Source organism: Anaerosporobacter sp. (genome assembly GCF_965301125.1).
Window position 1 is genome coordinate 13009 of the sequence record NZ_CBDLAM010000020.1, and the last position, 21175, is coordinate 34183.

Here is a 21175-nt window from a genome sequence, read left to right on the forward strand (position 1 = left end):
TGTTATTAATTGAAGATTCAAATCAAATAAATGTGGAGTCAAAAAAAATAGTACAAGTATTAATAAATAAGCAGGTTTTACAAGAGCTAGAAGTAAAAATTGATGAAGATAAAGAGTTTTGTTTTCAAGAAGAAATTTTCAGAGTGTATTTATTTGATAGAATAAATAATGCAAACAGATTAAATTTTGACGATTAATTATTAAGGAAACCAACTATCATTATTTAGTAGTTGGTTTTTTGTTGTGCAAAAAGGAGGAGAAGTAGTATGAAGTATTTTAAGTAAACAGTTATTTGTACTGTACATTACAAAAAAATTGTTACTGAGGACCAAATATGAATGGTTACCAAGTGTGATAGCAGTGCGGGAATATATTATGAATCAGTTGAAGAGTACATGAAGAAGTTATACAAGATAAAAGAGAGGGTGTTGAAAGTGGAAGCAACAATAGAAAATCTAATAGACATATCTGTAAGAAAAGCAATTAAATCATATGCAAAAGAATTAAAGGCAGAGCAGAACAAGATGGCACTGCACAATACAAGATTACTTTTAAAAAATTATGATAAAATTAAGAAGAGTATTGAACTATCTATAGATGAATTAAACCAGGACATACTAGAGTTAAATATAGATTTCAGTGATGTGACAGATATAGATGGAGAACGCTTGTATATTGATAGCATAAGAAGAAGCAAAGCACGTAGTTTAACTATAATATCACATATAGATAATGCACTACAGATTATGAAGCAGGAAAAAGAGAAGACTGGATTCAATGATAAATACGATATATTTTATAATTGCATCTTTAACAAGATGAGTTATGAAGATGCTGCACAAAAATATAATACATCAATAGCATCAGTAAGTAGATGGATTAAGGAACTTACCAGAGAGATGAGTGTATATATATTTGGAGTAGACGGTATTAATAACCTTTGAGAAAAATATGAAAAAAAGATGCAATTTACATGGCAAATATAAAATGATACTATTTAAGCAGAAAATATTGATTTAGAAGGATGTCCTTATGGGATGTCCTTTTTTGCATTTATGAAAGGGTTGATTAAATGAATACAGTTGAACCAATAAGAGATATGAAAGTAATTTGGAATATCGAAGATTATCTGAAAGAGAAAAATGAACGTGACTATATGATGTTTGAAATAGGTATATATTGTGGACTTCGTATTTCTGACATACTTAAGTTACAAGTAAGAGATGTTAGGGATAAGACTCATATTAGCATTCGTGAGCAAAAGACTGGAAAGGAAAAAAGATTTAAGATTAATCCAGACTTACAGAAGGTAATCAAGAGCTACATAAAAGGAAAGGAAGATTATGAATTTCTTCTACCATCTAGACAAGGACCTAATAAACATATTACGAGACAACGTGCTTATGATATCTTGAAGGAGGTGGCAGACAATTTTGGAATCGAATATGTTGGGACACATACATTAAGAAAGACATTTGGTTATCACTTCTATATGCAGACAAAGGATATAGCAACATTAAAAGAGATATATAATCATTCAGATATATCTGTAACGTTTCGTTATATAGGAATCAATCAAGATCGTAAAGATGATATGATGTGCAAGCTTTCATATAAGAGACATTGATTTGTGGTGCAGATTTACTCAAATGGCATATGTAAATGTCGGAGATATAAATATGTGTTTCTTCTATTAAAGTGAATATAAAGAATAACATTTACAAAATTATAAGATATGACAATCTCAAACGAAGGAGAAGTAAATACCTACCAAATGCAATAAGTGTGAAAAAAAGATGATATTTCAATGATAGTTTGACCGTGCTATAATGGTAGCATGAAAATAAAAGGTTACCTAATATTTTCATTGCCCAGTTTCTTCACTCCTTATGAAGCATCGTATGTAAATGTACGGTGCTTTTTTTATTGCGATGTCGCAACGAATGAGAATAGTTATTTGTGAGGTAGAGAGATGGCACAGAATTTTGCAAAGAAGTTTTATAATAGCAAGACATGGAAGTCATGCAGACTTGCTTATATCAAACATCGTGTAACAATCGATGGTGGTATGTGTGAAACATGTCATGAAGAACTAGGTTACATTGTACATCATAAGATACAGCTAACACCAAACAATATTAATGATCCAGATATAACACTCAACTGGTGCATGCTTAGATATGATTGCAAAGCATGTCACGACAGAGAAGAAGGTCACTTTATTGATTCACTTGGTATTAAGCAGCTTAAATGTTTATTTGATTCCAATGGTCAGCCTATAGTAGCAGACTCCCCCCATTCGGAGTAAATTCTGTCTTTTGGAAAAGACCGATGCTCCTACGCTAATCTACACGCAAGGAAAAAAATCATGTGAAGGGGTCAGAAAGGAAGTGAAAAGATGATTGATAAAAAGCCAGTATCAGAAAAAGATAAGCTGATAAAGAAAGAGATGTCAAAGTATAAAAAGATTTTCAAAGATATCGAAGAAGATAAAAAACCATTTGCAGAAAAGCTTTATTCAAGGGCAGCATTTATGGCTGTAACACTAGATGAACTACAGGAAAAAGTAAATAGTGATGGAGCAGTAATTGAGTGCACGAATGGAAATGGATTTGTTACAAAGTCAGAGCACCCAGCACAAAAAAGCTTTAACACGATGATTAAGAATTACAATGCAACTATAAAGTCTCTCATCGATTTAATTCCTACTGGTTCCAAGGAAGGTGATGAATTGATTGATTTCATTAGTGGTAAAAAATGACGGAGTTAGAAAAATACTTTACGTCAATTGTAGATGGCAAGATTGTGGCATGTGAAAAGATGAAGCGTATCTCGGATATACTTCTTACAGGATTTTATTCTCCTGGTGAATATCATTTTGATTATGATATTGCCAGTAAGCATACAGATTTTATCGAGAGATTTTGCTACGTGCCAGCTGGAGATATTGGACAGCGGATAAAGCTAGAGTTGTTTCAGAAAGCCAGACTTCAAGCTCTGTTTGGTTTCGTTGATGATAACAACATCAGACAATATAACGAATGCATGATTGTAGAAGGTCGTAAGAATGGTAAAACAACAGAGTGTGCAACAGTTGAAAATGACATGCTTGTAAATGATGGAGAAGGTGCTCCTGAGATTTATAATATTGCAACAAAGCTTGATCAAGCCAAGAAGGGATTTGTTGCAGCTGATAATATGCGTAAACAATCACCACTCTTGCGAAAGCATATTAAGAAACGTGCATCAGATTTGTACTTTCCAGTGAATATGGGGTTCATTAAAGCAATGGCAAGTAATACTTCATCACTTGACTCTCTTGATAGCCATTGCGTTGTTATCGATGAACTTGCGGCAATAAAGAATCGTGATATATACGATTTGATGAAGCAGTCGATGGGTGCAAGAAGTCAACCAATACTATTTTGTATTACAACAAATGGATTTATCAGAGGTGGTATATTTGATTCTCAGTATGAATACGCAGTTAATGTGTTAGAAGGCAAAGCCCAAAATAAAAGGTTTTTGCCTTTTATTTATGAGTTAGATAGTATCGATGAATGGGATAAAGAAGAGTGTTGGATAAAAGCAAACCCAGGACTTGGTACTATTAAATCTCGTGAATTCTTACGTGAGATGGTACAAAAGGCAAAAGATGATCCTAGCTTTAAGCCAACAGTACTTGTTAAAGATTTCAACATGAAACAAACAGGTCAATCTAGCTGGTTACGTTTTGAAGATTTGAATAACGAGGAACTCTTTGACTTATCTGAATTTGATTATTGTATAGGTGGATTTGATGCAGCTGATACAACAGATTTAAATGCTGCTGTTGCTCTATGTATGCGACCAGATGATGATAATATTTACATGGAGTTTATGTTTTGGATTCCTCAGTCTGTAATTGATGAATTAGATAAGACAGGTAATAGACAGGAACGTGATAATGCTCCATATCGTCTTTGGATTGACCAAGGATTTATGAGAACATGTGAGGGTAATAAGTGTGACAAGAGAATATTCCTTGAGTGGTTTAAAGAATTAAGAGATGAAAAGGATTTGTATGTTCAATACATCTTTTATGATCCATGGCATATCGATGATACTTTATTACGTGAATTTAAGTCAGAGTTTGGTCAAAAGTCAATGATACCAGTACGACAAGGTGTAATTAGTTTATCTGAACCAATGAAGAATATGGCAGCAGACTTTAAAGCACATAAAATTATTTATAACAATAACCCTGTTTACAAATGGTGCTTAATTAATACGGAAGTCAAAACAGATGTGAATGGAAATATCCAACCTGTTAAGATAACGGACAGACGTAGGAGAATTGATGGTACTGTTGCTTCATTGTGTGCATACAAAGGTGTAATGGACGTTAAGGACAAATATATCAATCTAAATCAATCGAAAGGTGGTGAATGACAAAGTGGGCTTATTTAGCAATATCAGAAAAAAGGAAACAATGCAGAAAGGCATTGAAGAATATTTTAAAATGATTAATGGGTATGTACCTGTGTTCACCTCTTTCGAAGGTAGTATATATGAGATGGAACTAACAAGGGCTGCTGTACATAGTTTTGCGACTCATGTTAGTAAGTTAAAACCTGAGATTAATGGCTCTGGTAATGAGATGCTTGAACGTAAGCTACAATACAAACCGAATCCATTAATGGATACAAAGAAATATCTTTATCGTTTAGCAACAATCTATATGGTTGATAACAATGTTTTTATTGCACCATTATATGATAAATATTTCAATATCAATGGTTATTATCCATTACTATCATCAAGAACAAAAGTAGTAACAGAAGATGGTGTTAAGTATTTGCGATATGACTTTGGACTTGGGAGCCATGGAGCAGTTGAACTAATCAATGCAGGACTAATGAACCAATTTCAATACAATGATGAACTATATGGTTCGAGCAATTGTGTATTACAGCCAACGCTCGAATTGATAAATACTCAAAATCAAGGAATTATCGAGGGTGTTAAAAATAGTGCATCAATACGTTTTATGGGGAAAATTGCACAGACATTAAAACCCAAAGATTTAAAAGAAGAAAAACAGAGATTTATGGAAGATAATCTATCTGCTGAAAACAACGGGGGTATTCTTCTTTTTGATTCCAAGTATGAAGATATAAAACAAATTGATTCAAAGCCTTTTGTTGTAAACCCAATCCAAATGTCACAAATTAAAGAAAGTGTATTTACGTATTTCGGTACGAACGAAAATATTCTACAGAATAAATTCACATCAGATCAATGGAATGCTTATTACGAAGGAAAAATTGAGCCTTTTGCAATTGAAGCATCTTTGGTACATACCAATATGACATTCAATGAGAGACAAATTGCATATGGTAATCAAATTATTTTTACAGCAAATCGATTACAGTATTTAAGCAACAGTGAGAAACTTAATACAGTTACACAATTGTTTGATAGAGGATTTATAACGCATAATCAGGGGCTTGAAATATTCAATATGGCACCAGTTGATAATGGTGATACAAGATATATTCGTAAAGAATATGCAATTACTGATAACTATTCGAAGGAAGGTGATGATAATAATGGAACTGGACAAGATGATACAGCAAAGATCATTACAAGTACTGAACTTGCCACAGGAACAGAAGAGGATTGATAGTAACTACTATGTGGAGGGATATGCTACAACATGGGAAAGGTATTTGTTATGGGAAGATGATGATGGTCCTATCTACGAACAATTCTCGCGCGATGCTTTTGTGGGCTGTGAAATGTCAGATGTAATATTTCAATATGATCACACAGGAAAAGTATTTGCTAGACAATCAAATAAGTCACTTATAGTTGAGACCAATGAAAATGGTCTTTTTATTTGCGCTGATTTAAGTAAATCTAGATCAGCACAAGAAATGTACGAGGAAATAGGTAGTGGACTTATTACTAAAATGTCTTGGACTTTTGGATATGGTGACTATCATTACGATGAGGCATCCAGAACATTCGTACACACAAAAATTAGACGAATATATGATGTAAGTGCGGTTAGCATTCCTGCTAATGACACTACTAGTATATATGCACGCTCATTCTGTGAGGAAAATATGAAAAGCTTGAAAAAAGAGCTACAGAAAGAGCAGCAAAGAAAGAAACTAATATTGAATCTAAAATTGGAGGGATTTTAAATGCACGAAAAACGTTTAAAAGAAATTGAAAGCAGATTAGCAGAAATCAAGACATCAGTAGACCAAGAAGAAGCGGATATTGATGCACTTACAACGGAAACGGAGAAATTGATTGGAGAAAGAAAGAAGATTCTTGAAACAATCGAAAAGAGATCCAAGTTATTAAGTAACATTGCATCAGGTGCTTCTGGCGAAGTAGTAAATACCTTGATGCCACCTACAGATGATGATGGTGTGGAGAAAAGAGCAAAGAAGTTTGCAGAGACAAGTCATATGACAATTACTGCAAAAGAATCTAGATCGGTACTTATCAGTTCAGGAAAACTTGCAACTCCAACTAATGTATCTGGTATTAATGATGCATTCAACACGGTATCATCAATTGTAGATATGGTTGATGTACAAGATTGTACTGGTATGGGTTCAGATATTGTTGCATTCGAAACAACAGGTTCAGAAGCTGGAGATAAAACTACAGAAGATGGAAAAGCAAATGAAAGTGATCCAGGTTTTGATTATGTAACGATTACACCGAAATCTGCAACTGTTTTAAGTTATGTATCAAGACAAGTTAAGAAACAGACTCCATTACTTTATGAACAAAAAGTAAAACAATCAGCATTTAATGCTCTAAGAAAAAAAGCTGCTAAAGTTATCACAGATGCTATTAAAGCATCAACAATAACAGAGGTTATTACAACAATTTCTTCAATTGATGCAACTACGTTAAGGAAAATCACAATGAACTATGGTGGAGATGAAAACATCATGGGAGATGCTGTTCTTTTCCTAAACAAAAAGGATTTAGTTGCATTTGGTGATGTTCGTGGTACGAACGAGAAGAAAGCTGTATATGAGATTACTCCAGATAGTACTAATCCAAACACTGGTATTATCAAAGATGGTGGTTTATCTGTTAGATACTGTATTAACTCAAATTGTACTGCATTAACAGGAGCGACAAATTCAAGCACAACGGTTGTGTTACCTACAATGTTATATGGCCAACCTAAATGTGCTAGACTTGATCTGTTCGGAGATTACGAAGTACGTACATCGGAAGATTATAAGTTTGGTGAAGGCTTATTATCAGTACTAGGAGACGTTGATTGTGGAGCAGATGTAGTTGTTAATAAAGGATTTGTTGTTGTTGCACTTCCAAAGAAATCTGCTTAAGTAATATTAAAGGCATTATGATGTTATTTACAAACATTATGATGCCTTAGTTTTTGAGGTGATTATATGGACTTTATTAATAGTGTAAAATTGGCATTAAGAGTTGATGATGATTTTTTAGACATGGACATTAATGAAACAATAGAAGCATGCAAGGTCGACATGGAATTTTCAGGTGTATCAAAAGAAAAGATAGTTGATACCGACAGCTTGATATTACGAGCAGTAAAACTATTTTGTAAAGCAGAATTTAGTACAGATGATAAAGAATCATCAAGATATAAAGATGCATATGAAACTTTAAAAATACATCTAGTGTTATCAAGTGATTATAGGGCTGGTGAAATTTAAGATGTTAAATATTAATAGGTTAAATAAAAAAATATCAATCTACACTTATGAGAACATTAAAAATGAATTAGGGCAAGCAACACAAAAGTTATCTCTTTATAGAACGATGTGGGCAAGTGTAGAGCCTACAACAGGAAGAGAATATTATGAAGCACAAAAAATAAGAGCAGAATTAACATGGAATATCTATACCAGGTATTATAAATCATTCACACCTACTAATAGCATGTTAATAGAATATAATAATCGCAAATTCAGAATAATTTCTGTAATTGACTATCAGGAAAGACATGAGATGTATAAATTCGTTTGTACGGAAGTGGTAGGTGAGAAGGTTGAGTAGTGAATTTGAATGTGATCCATCAGCTCTTATTGAAGCTTTTAATAATGTTGTAGATAGTTATACAGATATTGCATTAGATGAAATGGAGCGGACGGCAAAAGAATTCCGAAAAGATTTAGTTAAAAATACAAAACAAGTAGTTGATACAAGTAAACAATCAAAGCTTATAAAAGGATATAAATTTGATAAAACAACTGGATTTGGGTCTGATATGGAAAAGAATTTACGATGTAAAGCACCACACTTTCATCTTGTAGAAAAAGGGCACAACCTTATAACACCATATACAAAGAATAGAAAGATGGTTTCGAATGGTGGACAAAGAATAGGTTTTGTACCTGGTAAATTCATGCTAAAGAAAACGTGTGAAGAATACGAAGAAAAGATACCAGAAGCTATGCAAAGGGTGCTAGATACAATAAGGAGGGAAAATAATATATGATAACAATTAAAGACATATACAAAGCTGTTAATAATGTTATTGAATCTGAATACCCTACCATACCAATTGTCAGCAAAGAGGTGGTTGAGGGAGCTGATAAACCATATTATTATGTGCAGATTCTTCCTACTAACTTGCCTAATACCAGTATCAACTATAAAGAAGCAAGATACAGCGTAGTAATTACGTATTTTCCTGAACAAGCAAATAGCATAAAGGATATTGAAGTGTTTGAAAGATTGCAATTGCTATTTGGACATGGAATTAAGATAGATAACGTGTTTGGAATAATTTCTAATTATGATATGGACTATATAGGGCAAGATGATAATATTTTGCAATGCTCATTTACCTTATCATATACAGAGTATTTTGAATTATCATACGAGGAACAAGTTGCAGACGAAGTAACTATAAATAATAGCATTATTGAAGAGTAAAGGAGATGTATATATGTCAACTTTAGGAATGCCATCTGTAAATATTACGTTTACAGAGAAAGCGGCGCAGAGTATAGAAAGAAGTGAAAGAGGTATCGTTGGTATTGTAATTAAGGAGTCTACTGCTACTATTACAGAAGTTGGAGAGCAGTTTGATGTTTACGATGTAAGCGATATACCTGCAGAATTAAGTGCTGATAATAAAATGCAGATTACATTCGCTTTATCAGGCTATTCAACAAGTCCACGTAAAATAGTTGTATTTACAATGGACAGTGAAGGTGTTGATTACACAGAAGTATTGAAGAAAGTAGAAGTAATCAAGATTGATTATCTTGTATTTCCTACAATCTCTACAGATGCAAAAACAACAGAAGTTGTTACGTGGATTAAAGCACAAAGAGAAGCGGGAAATAAGATTAAGGCTGTATTGCCAAATGTAACAGCAGATCATGAAGGTATTATAAGTGTAGCAGATACCACCATTAAGATAGGGTTAACTGACCACTCGACCGAACAGATATGTTCGAGAATAGCAGGTATTATTGCTAGTACGCCATTAACAATTAGTGCTACATATGCACCAATACCAGAGGCAGCTGACTGTACTAAGTATACTAAGCAACAATTAGATACGATGGTTGGTGCAGGAAAGTTTGTTGTCTTTTGGGATGGGGAAAAGGTTAAATGTGGAAGATCTGTAAATAGTTTGATTACAGTTACACAAGAAAAAGGGGATCAATTCAAAAAGATTAAAATTGTAGAATGCATGGATATGATTTATAACGACATTAAGCAAACTGCAGAGGATAGTTATTTAGGTAAGTTTGCAAATAGTTACGACAATAAGTGCTTACTTATTAGTGCTATTTCATCTTATTTTGAAACACTCAAACTTGATGGTATTGTTTCAAGCTACAGTGTTGGTATTGATATTGATAGCCAACGTGTATACCTTAAGTCACAAGGGAAAGATGTTAATGCAATGTCTGAACAAGAGATTAAGGAAGCTAATACAGGTTCAAAAGTATTTATCAAGGCTACAGTAGTAATACTTGATTCCATCGAAGAGATTGAACTTCCAATTTCATTAGCATAAGGAGGAATTTTAAATGGAAAAAGGATATAATGCTAGTAAAGTTATGAATGGTACCTGGGGGCAAGTATGGGTAGATTCTCATTATGTATCAGAGTTAGCTTCTATCGATGCCAAGGTAACAGCAAAAACAGAAGCAATACCACAGTGTGGACAGTTAATTGACGGTACAAAAGTTACCGGATTAGAAACTAGTGGAACGCTAAAGCTCAACAAGATTTCCTCATATTTCTTAAAATTATTAGCCGAGGATATGAAAAAAGGTATTCAGACACAGTTTACGATTATAAGTAAGGTATCTGATCCGGCAAATGGTGGGACAGAACGTGTTAAATTAACTGGTTGCACATTCACAGAATTACAGCTTATTAATATTGAGCAAAAGAAGAACATGGAAGAATCCCTGCCGTTTACTTTTACAGATTATGAAGTATTAGATTATGTAGCATAGTATAAAGCCTTGTTGGTATGAAACTAACAAGGCTTTTTGAAAGGATGAAGATTATGAATTTAGCAAGAAAATTATTAACAATTGATGCAAATATATACAAAGAGTTAAAAAAAGGTACCGTTATTGTAAAAAATCTAACTCAAGCATTAGGGGAAGAGGTTAGTATCGAAATTAGACAGCTAGATGATGACAGAATGAATGAATTACAATGTATGATGCTAGAGTCTGATGGAAGTGTTAATTTTGCTGCTGGTAGAGATGTTTATGCTATGATTTGTGCAGAAGGCGTTATTGATCCATGTCTTGCAGATGATGAATTGCAAAAACACTACGGAGCGGCTACTCCTGCTGAACTTGCTAAGATACTTTTCAAGGGTGATGATCTACAAGAGGTTGCTGATGCAATTAGTAATCTTGCAAGTAGTATTGATGAGGTAAGTTTAGAAAAAAAGTCTACGATGAAATAGATAAGAATTTTGATACAAGGTTGATGTATTTGTTATTCAAACATAAGAACATTATGCCAAGTGAATATGTAGAAAAAAGTAGATCTGAACGAATTATATTAGCTGCCTTTATGAAGAGACTTATTGAAGATATTCAGGAAGAATATAACCAGATTGGTGGTGGTTAAGAGTGTCGAATAACGTTATTGATGCTGTTTTGCGATTCAAAGATGACTTTACTAATAAGTTTAATGCATCAGTACAAAATATAGCAAGGAATAGCAAGAAAATACAGAATTACGGGAAAGACATATCGAAAGTTGGGGATAACATAGCAAAGGCTGGAAGTACTATGACGAAGTCAATCTCATTACCAATTGCGGCAGCAGGAATTGCTTGCTTTAATCTTGCTTCAGATGCATCAGAAACGGCATCAAAGATTGAAGTTGTATTCGGAAATAATGCTAAGTCAATAAATGATTGGGCGAGTACAGCAATTGATAAAATGGGTATGGCAAGTAATACAGCGCTTGATATGGCATCAACATTTGGAGATATGGCGAATGGCATGGGATTATCAGATAAGCAGAGTAAAGAAATGTCTACAAAATTAGTAGAATTGACCGCAGATTTATCATCATTTAAAAATATCAGTACTGATGTTTCTAATACTGCATTAAAAGGTATATTCACTGGTGAAGGTGAGAGCTTGAAATCATTAGGTATTATTATGACAGATACTACACTATCGCAATATGCATTATCTAATGGGTATAAGACAGCATGGAAGGATATGACACAAGCTGAAAAAGTACAATTAAGATATAACTATGTAATGGAAAAAACAAAATCTGCACAAGGTGATTTTGAACGTACAAGTAGTGGTGCAGCGAACCAGACACGTATGCTTAAGGAACGTGTTAAAGAAATTGGTACACAGTTAGGTAGTAGTCTTTTACCAATTGGAACAAAACTACTACAGAAGGTTAATGAGTTGATGAAACGCTTCAGTTCACTTTCAAATTCGCAAAAAGAATCTATAGTGAAGATTGCGGCAATTGTAGCTGCCGTTGGTCCATGTGTAATTATATTTGGTAAAATGACAAGTGTGGTTGGAAAAACAATCTCTACGGTTGGTAGATTATCAAAAGGTATTAAAGCTGGTGCTAGTATAATGTCTATGTTTGGAACTGGAGGAGTTGCAGGATTAGTTGTAATTGGATTACTTGCTATTGTGGCAGCTGGTATTGCGATATATAAGAATTGGGATAAGATTGTAGCATTTGCAAATAAGCTGAAACAGAAACTTGTTGAAGTATTTAAGAAGATTGGAATTGATACTAAAGGGTTAGGTAAAAACTTTAACAATCTTAAGAATACAGTGAAAACAAGTGTTTCTCATATTGTTGCCTTTGTAAAGAAAATCATTACCGCATTGAAACCAGTAATTGCATTTGTTAGTAAAGTATTCGTAAAAGGTTGGAAAGTGGCTTTTGCAGGAATAAAAGGATATGTATCACAAGGCATTAAAGGGATTACAGAAATTATTAAAGGAGTAATGACTATCTTTGATGGAGTCATTACATTCATAGATGGTGTATTTTCGGGAAATTGGTCTAAGGCTTGGGAAGGTGTTAAGAGTATCTTCGGTGGTGTTTTTGATAGTTTATCAGCACTTGTTAAGACACCATTTAATGCAATTATTGGAATGGTTAATGGTGTCATTGGAGCTATTAATAAAATTAGTGTCAATATTCCTGGTTGGGTTCCGAAATATGGAGGAGAGAAGTTAGGTTTTGACTTTGCTACAATCCCATATCTTGCTAAAGGTACAGATAATTGGAAAGGTGGACTTGCAGTAACACAAGATCGTGGTGGAGAGCTTATGGACTTACCACGAGGTACAAGAGTATATCCACATGACGAATCAATACGTAAGGCTTACAAAGATGGTGAAAAAAGTAGTAAAGGTAAAGGCAGTATCGTTATTAAAAAGCTTGCTGATCAAATTGTCGTTAGAAAAGATTCTGATATTGATGAAATTGTTGAAAAAGTAGCAGCAAGATTCATAGATATTATAGATAATGGCGGAGGGGAGGTATTCGTGTAATGGAAATTTGGTTGAAACAAGGAGAGGAAGAATTGAGATTACCGATACTTCCTTCTTCCTATGAACTTAGTTATCAGCAAAATAACACAGAAGTAAACATAAGCAATTACGGAACCGTTAATTTAATAGGAAAAAGAGGACTTGCAACAACAACATTATCTTCATTTTTTCCAAAAAGAAACTATAGTGCAGTACAGTACAAAGGGTTTCCAAAGCCAAAAGAGTGTGTCAAATTAATAGAATCATGGAGAGATAATCCAGTAAAATACCTTATAGCTGGTAAAGGGATTAATCTAAACATGACTATTGAACAGTTTACGTATTCTGAACAGGATGCGACAGGTGATATATACTATACAATACAGTTAAAAGAGTATCGAATACCGAAATTAACAGTTAAAAAAACTGCTAAAACTGCTAATAAAACTATTAAAAAAATTACAACAGTTGAGAATGCAAAACGTGTCAATAAGACGGTTAAAACAACGCAGTATACAGTTAAGCAAGGTGATACATTGTGTAGTATTGCAAAAAAGTTAACAGGTGATAGTAATAACTACAGAGCAATAGCAAATCAGAATAACATTATAAATCCTAACAAAATATACATTGGTCAAAAGTTGGTGATTAAAGTATGAAGATTGTATGGATTGATAGCAAAAGTAATCAGAACATAATTACAGATTTTGTACAAGATGTGACATGGAGTGGATCTGTAAACCAGGCCACAAGACAATTATCTATATCAGTCCTTTATAGTCCAATAGATAAGAATATAAAAGACTTAGGCATTAAGATGGGAGATAGGTTGTTGTTTTATGACGAGGGTTATCTGCTCATTGATGCGATGGTATATAGGAGAGGAAAACAGTCGGAGCAAGGAACGATTACATATGATGCTTATGATGAATTAAAAAGATTCGTAAAAAGTAATTGTTCATATAATTTTAATAATACTACTCCTGAGATGATTGTTAAAACATTATGTAATGCTTTAAAAGTTAAAGTAGGTAATATTGCAGAGACAAAGGTTCCAATCAAAAAATTACTTGTTGAGTCGGAAGGATTCTATACAGTAATTATGAAGGCATATACAAAGGCATATAAGGCATCAGGGAAGAAGTATATGCCTATTATGATAGGAAAAAAGCTGTCTATTATTGAAAAAGGCGAGATGGTAGACAGCTTTTATCTAAGTGATAAAGTTAATATAACTACGTCTAATTATGAAGAAAGCATTGAGAATATGATAAATGTAGTTAAGATTTACGATGAGAAAGGGAAACAGGTCGGAGTCGTTAAAAATGATAAGAATATTAATATGTATGGAATATTTCAAGATGCATATGTGAAAGAAGAGGGAGTTAATGCAACTACAGCAGCTAAGAATATGCTCATAGGTGTTAGTAAGGAAGCTTCTATTGAAGCAATCGGTAATATCAAGTGTATCTCTGGATATGCAGTCAAAATTAAATACAGTTTAACTGGACTTACGGGGAAATTTTGGATTGATACGGATAGTCACACCTGGTCAAATGGGGTTCACACAATGAGTCTTAATTTGGCTTTTAAAAATATTATGGATACGCAGGAGGAATAAGATGAACGACAAGGGATATGAAAAGCTTATAGTAGCAATAAAGCAGTTATGCGCAAGTAAGAATAACATACTACTTGGTGTGATGTTATCTTCAAACTCATGCAAGATTAATGAACTCCAATTGGATAGAGATGATCTATATATTGCAGAGCACTTAACAACTGGTTACTTAAGATTTAATGAAGATACATACACGAATGTAGAAAAGTTAAAACTAGGAGACTTAGTTCTTGTATGTAAAATTAGTGATGAGAAGTATGCAATAATAGAAAGGTTGGTGGAAGTATGAGTTTTCCGTTTGAATTAGAAGAATCAGCTCAAGAAGATGATTATATTGATGGAGAAGAATATAGTACACCGACGGAGTATGGTATAGATTTTCTGACTGGACAACTAACAGGTGATATAGTAACAGGGATAGAAGCGATAAAGATTTGGATTTGGCTTGCACTTAATACAGTCAGATATAGACATGTTATCTTTTCGTGGGATTACGGAACGGAAATTGAATCGCTTATAGGCAAAAGCTATTCTCAAGATTATATCAATGATGTTGTCCCTGATATGATTAAGGACTGTTTGCTTATAAACAAGAACATTTTAGATGTAACGAATTTTAACATTACTATTGTGAGAGATAAGTTAGTTGGAAATTTTACCGCAGTTACAAGCTATGGGGAGGTGGATATTGATGTTTGAAGAACAAACATACGAAATAATATTGCAGCGAATGCTTGAACGAGTAAAAACAAATTTAGGAGTAGATACAAGCGAAGGAAGTTTGGTATATAACATTCTTGCGCCAGAAGCGTGGGAACTAAGTCAGTGTTATATTGCTATGGATACGGTATTAGATACTACATTTGCGAATACTGCCCCAAGGGAAGAGCTGATACTTAGAGCCAAGGAACGTGGTATTAGTCCATATGAAGCTACAAAGGCAATTATTAAAGGAGAATTCAATATAGATGTTCCTATAGAGTCAAGATTCACATTAGACGAATTGGCCTATGTAGCATTAGAGAAGTTAAGTATAGGAATATATAAGATGGAGTGTGAAACTGCCGGGATTCTTGGGAATAAAAAGTTTGGAGACATATTAGCAGATGAATATATTGAAGGATTAGAAACTGCAAAACTAACGGAATTATTAATACCAGGTACAGACGAAGAAGAGACAGAAGCGTTCAGGACAAGGTATTTTGATTCTTTTGAAAGTCAAGCATTCGGAGGAAATAGAGCAGATTACTCTGAAAAAATTAAAGCAATTACTGGTGTTGGTGGTGTTAAGATATCCAGAGCAACCGATGTTAATAAAACTATTAATACAGTCATTATTACAAGTGAATATAGTAAGCCTAGTGTCACACTTGTAAACCTTGTGCAGACCGCTATTGATCCAACGCAAAATAGTGGGGAAGGATATGGTCTAGCGCCAATAGGACATGTAGTGCTAGTGAGTTCATGCGATGAAGTAGTTATTAATTTAGCTTGCAGCATTACACTAGAAGATGGATATACATGGTCTGAGGTAAGTGAACTTGTAACAGCAAAAGTAGAAGAATATTTACTTTCGTTACGCAAAGAATGGGAAAATAATACGTACCTGATCGTAAGAATTGCGCAGATATCTTCACAGATCGTTTCAGTTCAGGGAGTAGAAGATGTAAGTGATATAAAAATAAATAATGTAGCAAGTAATTATTCATGTGAAGCTAATGAAATACCTGTTATTGGGAGCGTGACAAATAATGCAGATGCTTAATCATCTTCAAGATGTGGTTCAGAGTATAAAGGAAATACAAATAATTGCTAAAGTAGATGATGAAGAAAATACTCTTATTACCTTATCTACAAATAATCTATACAATAACCAATTCCTTGCAACGTGTACGGTTGAAGGAATTAAAAGATATGAAGATATGTTTGGAATTTCTTATCTTGCTATAGATACTTTAGAAGAAAGGATATTCAGACTAATTGCATATTATAATAAACAATTACCATATACAAAACCAATGTTAGAGCAGAATTTAGAAGCGTTTTGTGGGAAAGATGGATATAAAATAGTATACGATTATGAAATTGATAAGCTAACGGTAAAGATAGCACTTAGTGCCCAATCTATGTTTAACACAGTGCGAGATTACTTAGAGACTACGGTTCCATTGAATATCATAATTGATTGCATGCTACTGTATAATACCTGGAATATGGCTAAAATGCTTACTTGGGATACAGTAAGTACAATGACATGGAAACAGCTAAGAGAGGGGGATATTGCTAATGTTAACGACTACTAATTTGGGACTAATAAAACCGAGTGAAACAGAATTTATAAATATTGAAGATATAAACGGGAATATGGATAAGATTGATCAAGCGGTTGGAGAGAAAGCAAACAAAACGGATATTCCAACGATACCATCTTCATTGCCTGCTAATGGTGGTAATGCTGATACTGTAGGTGGTAAGTTACCAAGTGCTTTTGCTGCAACAAGTCATACCCATACAAAATCACAAATTACTGACTTTACACATACGCATACAAAGAGTAATATAACAGATTTTCCAACAAGTCTACCCGCCAACGGTGGTAATGCTGATACGGTAGATTCTATTCATATATCAGTTGTAACAACTCTTCCCACTACTACAGACGCTAACACATTGTATTTGGTTAAGGGGTGATAGCATGGCTAATTTACAGATAGGTGATAGCAAACCCAAATCAATATATTATGGAAATAACAAAATAAAGGAAGCTTGGCTAGGCAGTACTAAATTATGGTCTAGTAATGTTCCTACGTTCGTTGCAGTTGGTTACAGTGGTTTTATAGCTTACTCATCAGATGCTGGAATAACATGGAACAACACAACAAGTGGGGTATCTGATGACTTAAATTTTATTGTAGCATCCCCAGATTTATTTGTAGTTTCTGGTTATAATACTTCTTATATTTTACGTTCAACCGATGGTATAACGTGGACTAAGGTTGATACGCCATTTTCTAATGTTGATAGTATGACGTTTGCACAGAGTAAATTCGTAGTGGTTAATGGTTCCAGTACTTTGTACTATTCTACTGACGCCATAACATGGTCGTCTGTAACCACTTCTATGTATAATATGTATAGTATCGAATACGTCAACGATAGATTCTTTGCAACAGATGGGTCTCAAGCTTGGTATTCGATTGATTTATCGACATGGAATTATTTCTCAGTGCCAACAATATATCCAAATGTTTTCGGTGGTGGTGGTGGAACTTATTTGATTGCTTCATCTAGCACGACCAATCAAATAATAGCAACATCAAATAATGGTGTAAATTGGACTTCAAGTAACGTTTTGTATGGTAGGCGTGTTTATGATATAGAATATGGCAATGGTTATTCAATAATGACAACCATCAATGACACTGATTACCATATGGTAGCTAAATACTCGGCTGCCACATGGTCGTATAGTATGCCTGATTTGGTCAGAAAGAGAAGATTAGCATATTCATCGACATATGGTATATTCGGAACAGTAGCAAGTTTAAATTACAATTTTTTATACTCAACAGATGGTATAACGTGGACTACAGTAACTAATGCATTTACTAAAAATCCAACAAGCATAGCTTTTAAAGAATAGAGGTGAATACATGATTATTTTAAAAGACAAAGATAATGTTGTTTTGTTTAGAGGTGATAACATAACTTATGGGGTATTTGATGAACCAAACTTAAATAAGTGGGAAATTATTGACGGTGATGGTTTGTTCTATGTAATACATGATAGTGCAACTAAAGTAGAAGTTGATTCAATACCGAGTGATTATAAACCATCTAAGTATTGTTATGCAGCAGAGGAAGGGTTCTATAACAATCCAAACTATTTAGAACCATACAGTATTGATACAGAAATTGAAAGATTATCACAAGAAAACACAGAATTAAAAGCACAGCTAGATAATGTGCAAGAAGTACTTGACTATCTTGTTATGCAGTAGGAATGAGGTGAAAAACATGGCAGAATGGTTAGCAGGACGTATTGAATTAGGGAAGCTTAATTACAATGCAGTAGTAGCTAAATATCAAGAATTTAAGAACGATATCAACTCACATCTAAGTATTGATAATTATATTGTCAATGATGATGGAACTGTAACAAAAAATTAGGAGCCTTTGTGGCTCCTAAAGAGGGAGGTATGAAAAAACAAACTATATCAAAAAGGTTATTAGCTTCCTTTGATAAATTAATAATAACATTCAATTGTGTAGTAACTATGGAACGTTAGTGAAGATTATGTGAACGTTCTGAAAATAATTTGAGCCGAGAGGCTCTTTTTTAATTGCGATAATGCAACGAGGAAAGAGAGGAAAGTATGGAAAAACTAAAGGAATTAATATGTGGACTAATAGGCGTTATAGGTGGAACAATTGTAAGTATGTTAGGAGGTTGGAGCGCAGATCTTCAGACCCTTATTACATTCATGGTAATTGATTTTATCATGGGACTAGTTGTAGCTTTTGTATTTAAGAAGTCAACTAAGACAGAAACTGGAGCAGGTGAAAGTAATGCTTGCTTTAAAGGTCTTTGTAAGAAGGCTGTAATGTTACTTATCGTTTTAATTGCGTACAGGCTTGATATAACTCTACAGGTTAACTATATTCGAACAACTGTAATTATTGCATTAATCGTAAACGAACTTATAAGTATTATTGAAAACGCAGGATTGATGGGAGTTAAGTTTCCAAAAGTGATTACTAATGCAGTAGATATACTACAAAAGAAATCAGAAGAAAGCGAGGGGAAATAATATGAGTAATATAGAACAGTGCAGAGATATAACCGAATTGAATTGTTTATGTCAAATACAACTCAATCAAGCTATAAAAGATATAAAGATTGCAGGTATCAATCCTCTCATTGTAGAAACATATCGCAGTCAAGTAAGACAAAACTATTTATATAGTTTAGGACGGACTGTTAAAGGTACAAAGGTTACATGGACCCAAATTAGCATACATACTAAAAGAAATGCGGTTGATGTAGTGCCACAACGTATTGTAGACGGTAAAATGACAGCCATCTGGAATGCAAAAGATAGTGAAACTAAGAAGATCATTTCCATTATGCAAAAGTACGGTTTCGAAGCAGGAGCAAACTGGGTAACTAGTCCTGATAGCCCACACTTTCAAATCAAAGGTGTGAGTACAAAAGGGAAGTCGTACTCATTAACTAATACAAATTCTTTTATTACAAAGATGATACAAAAGGCACTTAATGAAAAGATAAATGCAAAATTGACTGTAGATGGTAAATGGGGAGCAAATACAACCAAGGCAGTCAACAAGTTCCGAAAGAAATTTGGTTGGAAAGAAGATGGCAAGGTAGGTGTAGAAACACTTAAGAAGTTATTGGCCTAATGTAACTTGTTAGATGTACAAGTTTTGCACAAGATGTATGCAAGATACTTATAATTAGATAAATATATTTATATCTAGTTATATAAAAGTAACCACATTTCGTCATTGTAAATACGCTGTTTTATAAACATTATATACACTTATACTAACTAATAATATATAAATTATATTTCCGCAGGTCGTGGGTTCAAATCCTACTGCCCCTGTCATGAAAGTCTTGTAAACATTATGTTTACAAGGCTTTATTTGGCTAAAAGAATAGCAAATGGTGCATAAACGGTGCCACTTCAGATTATGCAGAAGTATGGATTTGAAGCAGGAGCAAACTGGTCAACCAGTCCGGACAGTCCCCACTTTCAGATTAAAGGTGTCTCTAAGACTGCTGAATCTTACAGTTCATCTAATACCAATAGCTACATCACAAAGATGATTCAAAGGCTACTTAACGAAAAGACTAACGCAAAATTGACTGTAGATGGTAAATGGGGAACAAACATCACCAAGGCTGTCAATTAAGTTCCGAAAGCAGTTTGATTGGAAAGAAGATGGTAAAGTTGGAGTAGAAACACTTAAGAAGTTATTGGCTTAGATCGAAGCGTAGAAAAGACGCAAGCTGTTAAGCAAGCGCCTTTTAAAATTATCTCATTTTATTAAAAACTTTGATTATCTCCTCTTAGGTAGATGATTCGTCGCAATATAAATATACGCATCTGATTCTGCATCAAATTCATTTTTATTTATAGGTCAACATTAACTGTATGAGATTTCCCGGAATTTCTAAATTCATCAACAAATGGTCCTGCTTTATATAGATTATTAGTAGCATCGAAACCAGTATATTTTATTTCACCATTAGATTCATAAGTGAATATAAGATATGTATGTACTTCTCTGATATTTTTTTGTTTAGCACGCCCACCAATCATTGCACCTAATGTACCAAATAGTACAGCACCACCAACAGCGCCACCAATACTTGAAACATACTGCTTTTGAATTTCAACATCTGTTTTTAAACAAACATCAGTTACTTTATTCTTATCAAGGTTAAACGTTAATCCATTTGAAATAATTTCATATTTATTTGGAGATGAATAGATATCACAAG

General features: G+C 33.7%; 32 protein-coding genes. 31 read left to right on the forward strand and 1 reads right to left on the reverse strand.

The window, feature by feature from the left end; genetic code table 11:
* From ACW2QF_RS03745 to ACW2QF_RS03895, 31 genes are all read left to right on the forward strand, one after another.
* The coding region (locus ACW2QF_RS03745) for a hypothetical protein (protein ID WP_455714657.1) at nucleotides 1-197 on the forward strand (197 nt) is incomplete at its 5' end.
* 141 nt (nucleotides 198-338) lie between these two features.
* Nucleotides 339-944 (forward strand): hypothetical protein, encoded by a 606-nt coding sequence (locus tag ACW2QF_RS03750; protein WP_455714658.1) that lies wholly within the window; start codon nucleotides 339-341, stop codon nucleotides 942-944.
* Between the two features lie 128 nt (nucleotides 945-1072).
* Nucleotides 1073-1627, forward strand: coding sequence for a site-specific integrase (locus ACW2QF_RS03755; RefSeq protein WP_455714659.1), 555 nt, complete (start codon nucleotides 1073-1075; stop codon nucleotides 1625-1627).
* Between the two features lie 345 nt (nucleotides 1628-1972).
* Complete coding sequence (locus tag ACW2QF_RS03760; RefSeq protein ID WP_455714660.1) at nucleotides 1973-2308, forward strand: hypothetical protein; 336 nt, start codon at nucleotides 1973-1975, stop codon at nucleotides 2306-2308.
* A gap of 90 nt (nucleotides 2309-2398) precedes the next feature.
* Complete coding sequence (locus tag ACW2QF_RS03765; protein ID WP_455714661.1) at nucleotides 2399-2761, forward strand: hypothetical protein; 363 nt, start codon at nucleotides 2399-2401, stop codon at nucleotides 2759-2761.
* A complete protein-coding gene (locus tag ACW2QF_RS03770; RefSeq protein WP_455714662.1) occupies nucleotides 2758-4431 on the forward strand; it encodes a terminase large subunit in 1674 nt (557 codons plus the stop codon). The genes ACW2QF_RS03765 and ACW2QF_RS03770 overlap by 4 nt, the downstream gene beginning before the upstream one ends.
* Nucleotides 4432-4471: 40 nt before the next feature.
* Complete coding sequence (locus ACW2QF_RS03775; RefSeq protein WP_455714663.1) at nucleotides 4472-5665, forward strand: phage portal protein; 1194 nt, start codon at nucleotides 4472-4474, stop codon at nucleotides 5663-5665.
* The gene (locus ACW2QF_RS03780) at nucleotides 5607-6191 is read left to right on the forward strand and encodes an HK97 family phage prohead protease (RefSeq protein ID WP_455714664.1); all 585 of its coding nucleotides are present in this window, start codon (nucleotides 5607-5609) and stop codon (nucleotides 6189-6191) included. The genes ACW2QF_RS03775 and ACW2QF_RS03780 overlap by 59 nt, the downstream gene beginning before the upstream one ends.
* The gene (locus ACW2QF_RS03785) at nucleotides 6192-7367 is read left to right on the forward strand and encodes a phage major capsid family protein (protein ID WP_455714665.1); all 1176 of its coding nucleotides are present in this window, start codon (nucleotides 6192-6194) and stop codon (nucleotides 7365-7367) included.
* Nucleotides 7368-7433: 66 nt separating this feature from the next.
* The gene (locus tag ACW2QF_RS03790) at nucleotides 7434-7718 is read left to right on the forward strand and encodes a head-tail connector protein (RefSeq protein ID WP_455714666.1); all 285 of its coding nucleotides are present in this window, start codon (nucleotides 7434-7436) and stop codon (nucleotides 7716-7718) included.
* Nucleotide 7719: 1 nt separating this feature from the next.
* Nucleotides 7720-8061 (forward strand): phage head closure protein, encoded by a 342-nt coding sequence (locus tag ACW2QF_RS03795; RefSeq protein ID WP_455714667.1) that lies wholly within the window; start codon nucleotides 7720-7722, stop codon nucleotides 8059-8061.
* The gene (locus ACW2QF_RS03800) at nucleotides 8045-8503 is read left to right on the forward strand and encodes an HK97 gp10 family phage protein (protein WP_455714668.1); all 459 of its coding nucleotides are present in this window, start codon (nucleotides 8045-8047) and stop codon (nucleotides 8501-8503) included. The genes ACW2QF_RS03795 and ACW2QF_RS03800 overlap by 17 nt, the downstream gene beginning before the upstream one ends.
* The gene (locus tag ACW2QF_RS03805) at nucleotides 8500-8943 is read left to right on the forward strand and encodes a phage tail terminator family protein (protein ID WP_455714669.1); all 444 of its coding nucleotides are present in this window, start codon (nucleotides 8500-8502) and stop codon (nucleotides 8941-8943) included. The genes ACW2QF_RS03800 and ACW2QF_RS03805 overlap by 4 nt, the downstream gene beginning before the upstream one ends.
* Nucleotides 8944-8956: 13 nt before the next feature.
* Complete coding sequence (locus tag ACW2QF_RS03810) at nucleotides 8957-10042, forward strand: phage tail sheath subtilisin-like domain-containing protein (protein WP_455714670.1); 1086 nt, start codon at nucleotides 8957-8959, stop codon at nucleotides 10040-10042.
* Nucleotides 10043-10055: 13 nt separating this feature from the next.
* Nucleotides 10056-10490 carry a phage tail tube protein gene (locus ACW2QF_RS03815; RefSeq protein ID WP_455714671.1) on the forward strand — a complete coding sequence of 145 codons (435 nt, stop codon included), beginning with the start codon at nucleotides 10056-10058 and terminating at the stop codon, nucleotides 10488-10490.
* Nucleotides 10491-10543: 53 nt separating this feature from the next.
* The gene (locus tag ACW2QF_RS03820) at nucleotides 10544-10957 is read left to right on the forward strand and encodes a phage tail assembly chaperone (protein ID WP_455714672.1); all 414 of its coding nucleotides are present in this window, start codon (nucleotides 10544-10546) and stop codon (nucleotides 10955-10957) included.
* Between the two features lie 29 nt (nucleotides 10958-10986).
* Nucleotides 10987-11124, forward strand: coding sequence for a hypothetical protein (locus tag ACW2QF_RS03825; RefSeq protein ID WP_455714673.1), 138 nt, complete (start codon nucleotides 10987-10989; stop codon nucleotides 11122-11124).
* Between the two features lie 2 nt (nucleotides 11125-11126).
* The gene (locus ACW2QF_RS03830) at nucleotides 11127-13046 is read left to right on the forward strand and encodes a phage tail tape measure protein (protein WP_455714674.1); all 1920 of its coding nucleotides are present in this window, start codon (nucleotides 11127-11129) and stop codon (nucleotides 13044-13046) included.
* Nucleotides 13046-13684, forward strand: coding sequence for a LysM peptidoglycan-binding domain-containing protein (locus ACW2QF_RS03835; protein ID WP_455714675.1), 639 nt, complete (start codon nucleotides 13046-13048; stop codon nucleotides 13682-13684). Before ACW2QF_RS03830 ends, ACW2QF_RS03835 begins: the two co-directional genes overlap by 1 nt.
* A complete protein-coding gene (locus tag ACW2QF_RS03840; protein WP_455714676.1) occupies nucleotides 13681-14646 on the forward strand; it encodes an XkdQ/YqbQ family protein in 966 nt (321 codons plus the stop codon). The genes ACW2QF_RS03835 and ACW2QF_RS03840 overlap by 4 nt, the downstream gene beginning before the upstream one ends.
* A gap of 1 nt (nucleotide 14647) precedes the next feature.
* On the forward strand, nucleotides 14648-14935 hold the full coding sequence (locus ACW2QF_RS03845) for a DUF2577 family protein (protein ID WP_455714677.1): 288 nt from the start codon (nucleotides 14648-14650) through the stop codon (nucleotides 14933-14935).
* Complete coding sequence (locus ACW2QF_RS03850) at nucleotides 14932-15345, forward strand: DUF2634 domain-containing protein (RefSeq protein WP_455714678.1); 414 nt, start codon at nucleotides 14932-14934, stop codon at nucleotides 15343-15345. Before ACW2QF_RS03845 ends, ACW2QF_RS03850 begins: the two co-directional genes overlap by 4 nt.
* Nucleotides 15338-16411 carry a baseplate J/gp47 family protein gene (locus ACW2QF_RS03855; RefSeq protein ID WP_455714679.1) on the forward strand — a complete coding sequence of 358 codons (1074 nt, stop codon included), beginning with the start codon at nucleotides 15338-15340 and terminating at the stop codon, nucleotides 16409-16411. The genes ACW2QF_RS03850 and ACW2QF_RS03855 overlap by 8 nt, the downstream gene beginning before the upstream one ends.
* On the forward strand, nucleotides 16398-16949 hold the full coding sequence (locus ACW2QF_RS03860) for a putative phage tail protein (protein ID WP_455714680.1): 552 nt from the start codon (nucleotides 16398-16400) through the stop codon (nucleotides 16947-16949). Before ACW2QF_RS03855 ends, ACW2QF_RS03860 begins: the two co-directional genes overlap by 14 nt.
* Complete coding sequence (locus ACW2QF_RS03865) at nucleotides 16933-17337, forward strand: hypothetical protein (RefSeq protein ID WP_455714681.1); 405 nt, start codon at nucleotides 16933-16935, stop codon at nucleotides 17335-17337. The genes ACW2QF_RS03860 and ACW2QF_RS03865 overlap by 17 nt, the downstream gene beginning before the upstream one ends.
* Before the next feature lie 4 nt (nucleotides 17338-17341).
* Nucleotides 17342-18289: a WD40/YVTN/BNR-like repeat-containing protein gene (locus tag ACW2QF_RS03870; protein ID WP_455714682.1), complete on the forward strand. Its 948-nt coding sequence runs from the start codon at nucleotides 17342-17344 to the stop codon at nucleotides 18287-18289.
* A 10-nt stretch (nucleotides 18290-18299) separates the two neighbouring features.
* Nucleotides 18300-18647, forward strand: coding sequence for a hypothetical protein (locus tag ACW2QF_RS03875; protein WP_455714683.1), 348 nt, complete (start codon nucleotides 18300-18302; stop codon nucleotides 18645-18647).
* 16 nt (nucleotides 18648-18663) lie between these two features.
* Nucleotides 18664-18816 (forward strand): hypothetical protein, encoded by a 153-nt coding sequence (locus ACW2QF_RS03880; protein ID WP_455714684.1) that lies wholly within the window; start codon nucleotides 18664-18666, stop codon nucleotides 18814-18816.
* 206 nt (nucleotides 18817-19022) lie between these two features.
* On the forward strand, nucleotides 19023-19457 hold the full coding sequence (locus ACW2QF_RS03885; RefSeq protein ID WP_455714635.1) for a phage holin family protein: 435 nt from the start codon (nucleotides 19023-19025) through the stop codon (nucleotides 19455-19457).
* 1 nt (nucleotide 19458) lies between these two features.
* Complete coding sequence (locus tag ACW2QF_RS03890; protein ID WP_455714636.1) at nucleotides 19459-20067, forward strand: peptidoglycan-binding protein; 609 nt, start codon at nucleotides 19459-19461, stop codon at nucleotides 20065-20067.
* A 279-nt stretch (nucleotides 20068-20346) separates the two neighbouring features.
* On the forward strand, nucleotides 20347-20583 hold the full coding sequence (locus ACW2QF_RS03895; protein ID WP_455714685.1) for a hypothetical protein: 237 nt from the start codon (nucleotides 20347-20349) through the stop codon (nucleotides 20581-20583).
* Nucleotides 20584-20804: 221 nt separating this feature from the next.
* Here ACW2QF_RS03895 and ACW2QF_RS03900 read toward each other — a convergent pair.
* Nucleotides 20805-21175: hypothetical protein (locus ACW2QF_RS03900; RefSeq protein ID WP_455714686.1), on the reverse strand; the 371-nt coding region annotated here is incomplete at its 5' end.

Bases quoted from the DNA above. Each gene is read 5' to 3' on its own strand.
- ACW2QF_RS03780 (WP_455714664.1), top strand. From the start codon at position 5,607: ATGATACAGCAAAGATCATTACAAGTACTGAACTTGCCACAGGAACAG.
- ACW2QF_RS03795 (WP_455714667.1), top strand. From the start codon at position 7,720: ATGTTAAATATTAATAGGTTAAATAAAAAAATATCAATCTACACTTAT.
- ACW2QF_RS03880 (WP_455714684.1), top strand. From the start codon at position 18,664: ATGGCAGAATGGTTAGCAGGACGTATTGAATTAGGGAAGCTTAATTAC.
- ACW2QF_RS03860 (WP_455714680.1), top strand. From the start codon at position 16,398: ATGCAGATGCTTAATCATCTTCAAGATGTGGTTCAGAGTATAAAGGAA.
- ACW2QF_RS03775 (WP_455714663.1), top strand. From the start codon at position 4,472: ATGCAGAAAGGCATTGAAGAATATTTTAAAATGATTAATGGGTATGTA.
- ACW2QF_RS03810 (WP_455714670.1), top strand. From the start codon at position 8,957: ATGTCAACTTTAGGAATGCCATCTGTAAATATTACGTTTACAGAGAAA.
- ACW2QF_RS03865 (WP_455714681.1), top strand. From the start codon at position 16,933: ATGTTAACGACTACTAATTTGGGACTAATAAAACCGAGTGAAACAGAA.
- ACW2QF_RS03875 (WP_455714683.1), top strand. From the start codon at position 18,300: ATGATTATTTTAAAAGACAAAGATAATGTTGTTTTGTTTAGAGGTGAT.
- ACW2QF_RS03855 (WP_455714679.1), top strand. From the start codon at position 15,338: ATGTTTGAAGAACAAACATACGAAATAATATTGCAGCGAATGCTTGAA.
- ACW2QF_RS03750 (WP_455714658.1), top strand. From the start codon at position 339: ATGGTTACCAAGTGTGATAGCAGTGCGGGAATATATTATGAATCAGTT.
- ACW2QF_RS03785 (WP_455714665.1), top strand. From the start codon at position 6,192: ATGCACGAAAAACGTTTAAAAGAAATTGAAAGCAGATTAGCAGAAATC.
- ACW2QF_RS03815 (WP_455714671.1), top strand. From the start codon at position 10,056: ATGGAAAAAGGATATAATGCTAGTAAAGTTATGAATGGTACCTGGGGG.
- ACW2QF_RS03760 (WP_455714660.1), top strand. From the start codon at position 1,973: ATGGCACAGAATTTTGCAAAGAAGTTTTATAATAGCAAGACATGGAAG.
- ACW2QF_RS03770 (WP_455714662.1), top strand. From the start codon at position 2,758: ATGACGGAGTTAGAAAAATACTTTACGTCAATTGTAGATGGCAAGATT.
- ACW2QF_RS03790 (WP_455714666.1), top strand. From the start codon at position 7,434: ATGGACTTTATTAATAGTGTAAAATTGGCATTAAGAGTTGATGATGAT.
- ACW2QF_RS03835 (WP_455714675.1), top strand. From the start codon at position 13,046: ATGGAAATTTGGTTGAAACAAGGAGAGGAAGAATTGAGATTACCGATA.
- ACW2QF_RS03840 (WP_455714676.1), top strand. From the start codon at position 13,681: ATGAAGATTGTATGGATTGATAGCAAAAGTAATCAGAACATAATTACA.
- ACW2QF_RS03850 (WP_455714678.1), top strand. From the start codon at position 14,932: ATGAGTTTTCCGTTTGAATTAGAAGAATCAGCTCAAGAAGATGATTAT.
- ACW2QF_RS03820 (WP_455714672.1), top strand. From the start codon at position 10,544: ATGAATTTAGCAAGAAAATTATTAACAATTGATGCAAATATATACAAA.
- ACW2QF_RS03765 (WP_455714661.1), top strand. From the start codon at position 2,399: ATGATTGATAAAAAGCCAGTATCAGAAAAAGATAAGCTGATAAAGAAA.
- ACW2QF_RS03870 (WP_455714682.1), top strand. From the start codon at position 17,342: ATGGCTAATTTACAGATAGGTGATAGCAAACCCAAATCAATATATTAT.
- ACW2QF_RS03805 (WP_455714669.1), top strand. From the start codon at position 8,500: ATGATAACAATTAAAGACATATACAAAGCTGTTAATAATGTTATTGAA.
- ACW2QF_RS03845 (WP_455714677.1), top strand. From the start codon at position 14,648: ATGAACGACAAGGGATATGAAAAGCTTATAGTAGCAATAAAGCAGTTA.
- ACW2QF_RS03885 (WP_455714635.1), top strand. From the start codon at position 19,023: ATGGAAAAACTAAAGGAATTAATATGTGGACTAATAGGCGTTATAGGT.
- ACW2QF_RS03755 (WP_455714659.1), top strand. From the start codon at position 1,073: ATGAATACAGTTGAACCAATAAGAGATATGAAAGTAATTTGGAATATC.
- ACW2QF_RS03890 (WP_455714636.1), top strand. From the start codon at position 19,459: ATGAGTAATATAGAACAGTGCAGAGATATAACCGAATTGAATTGTTTA.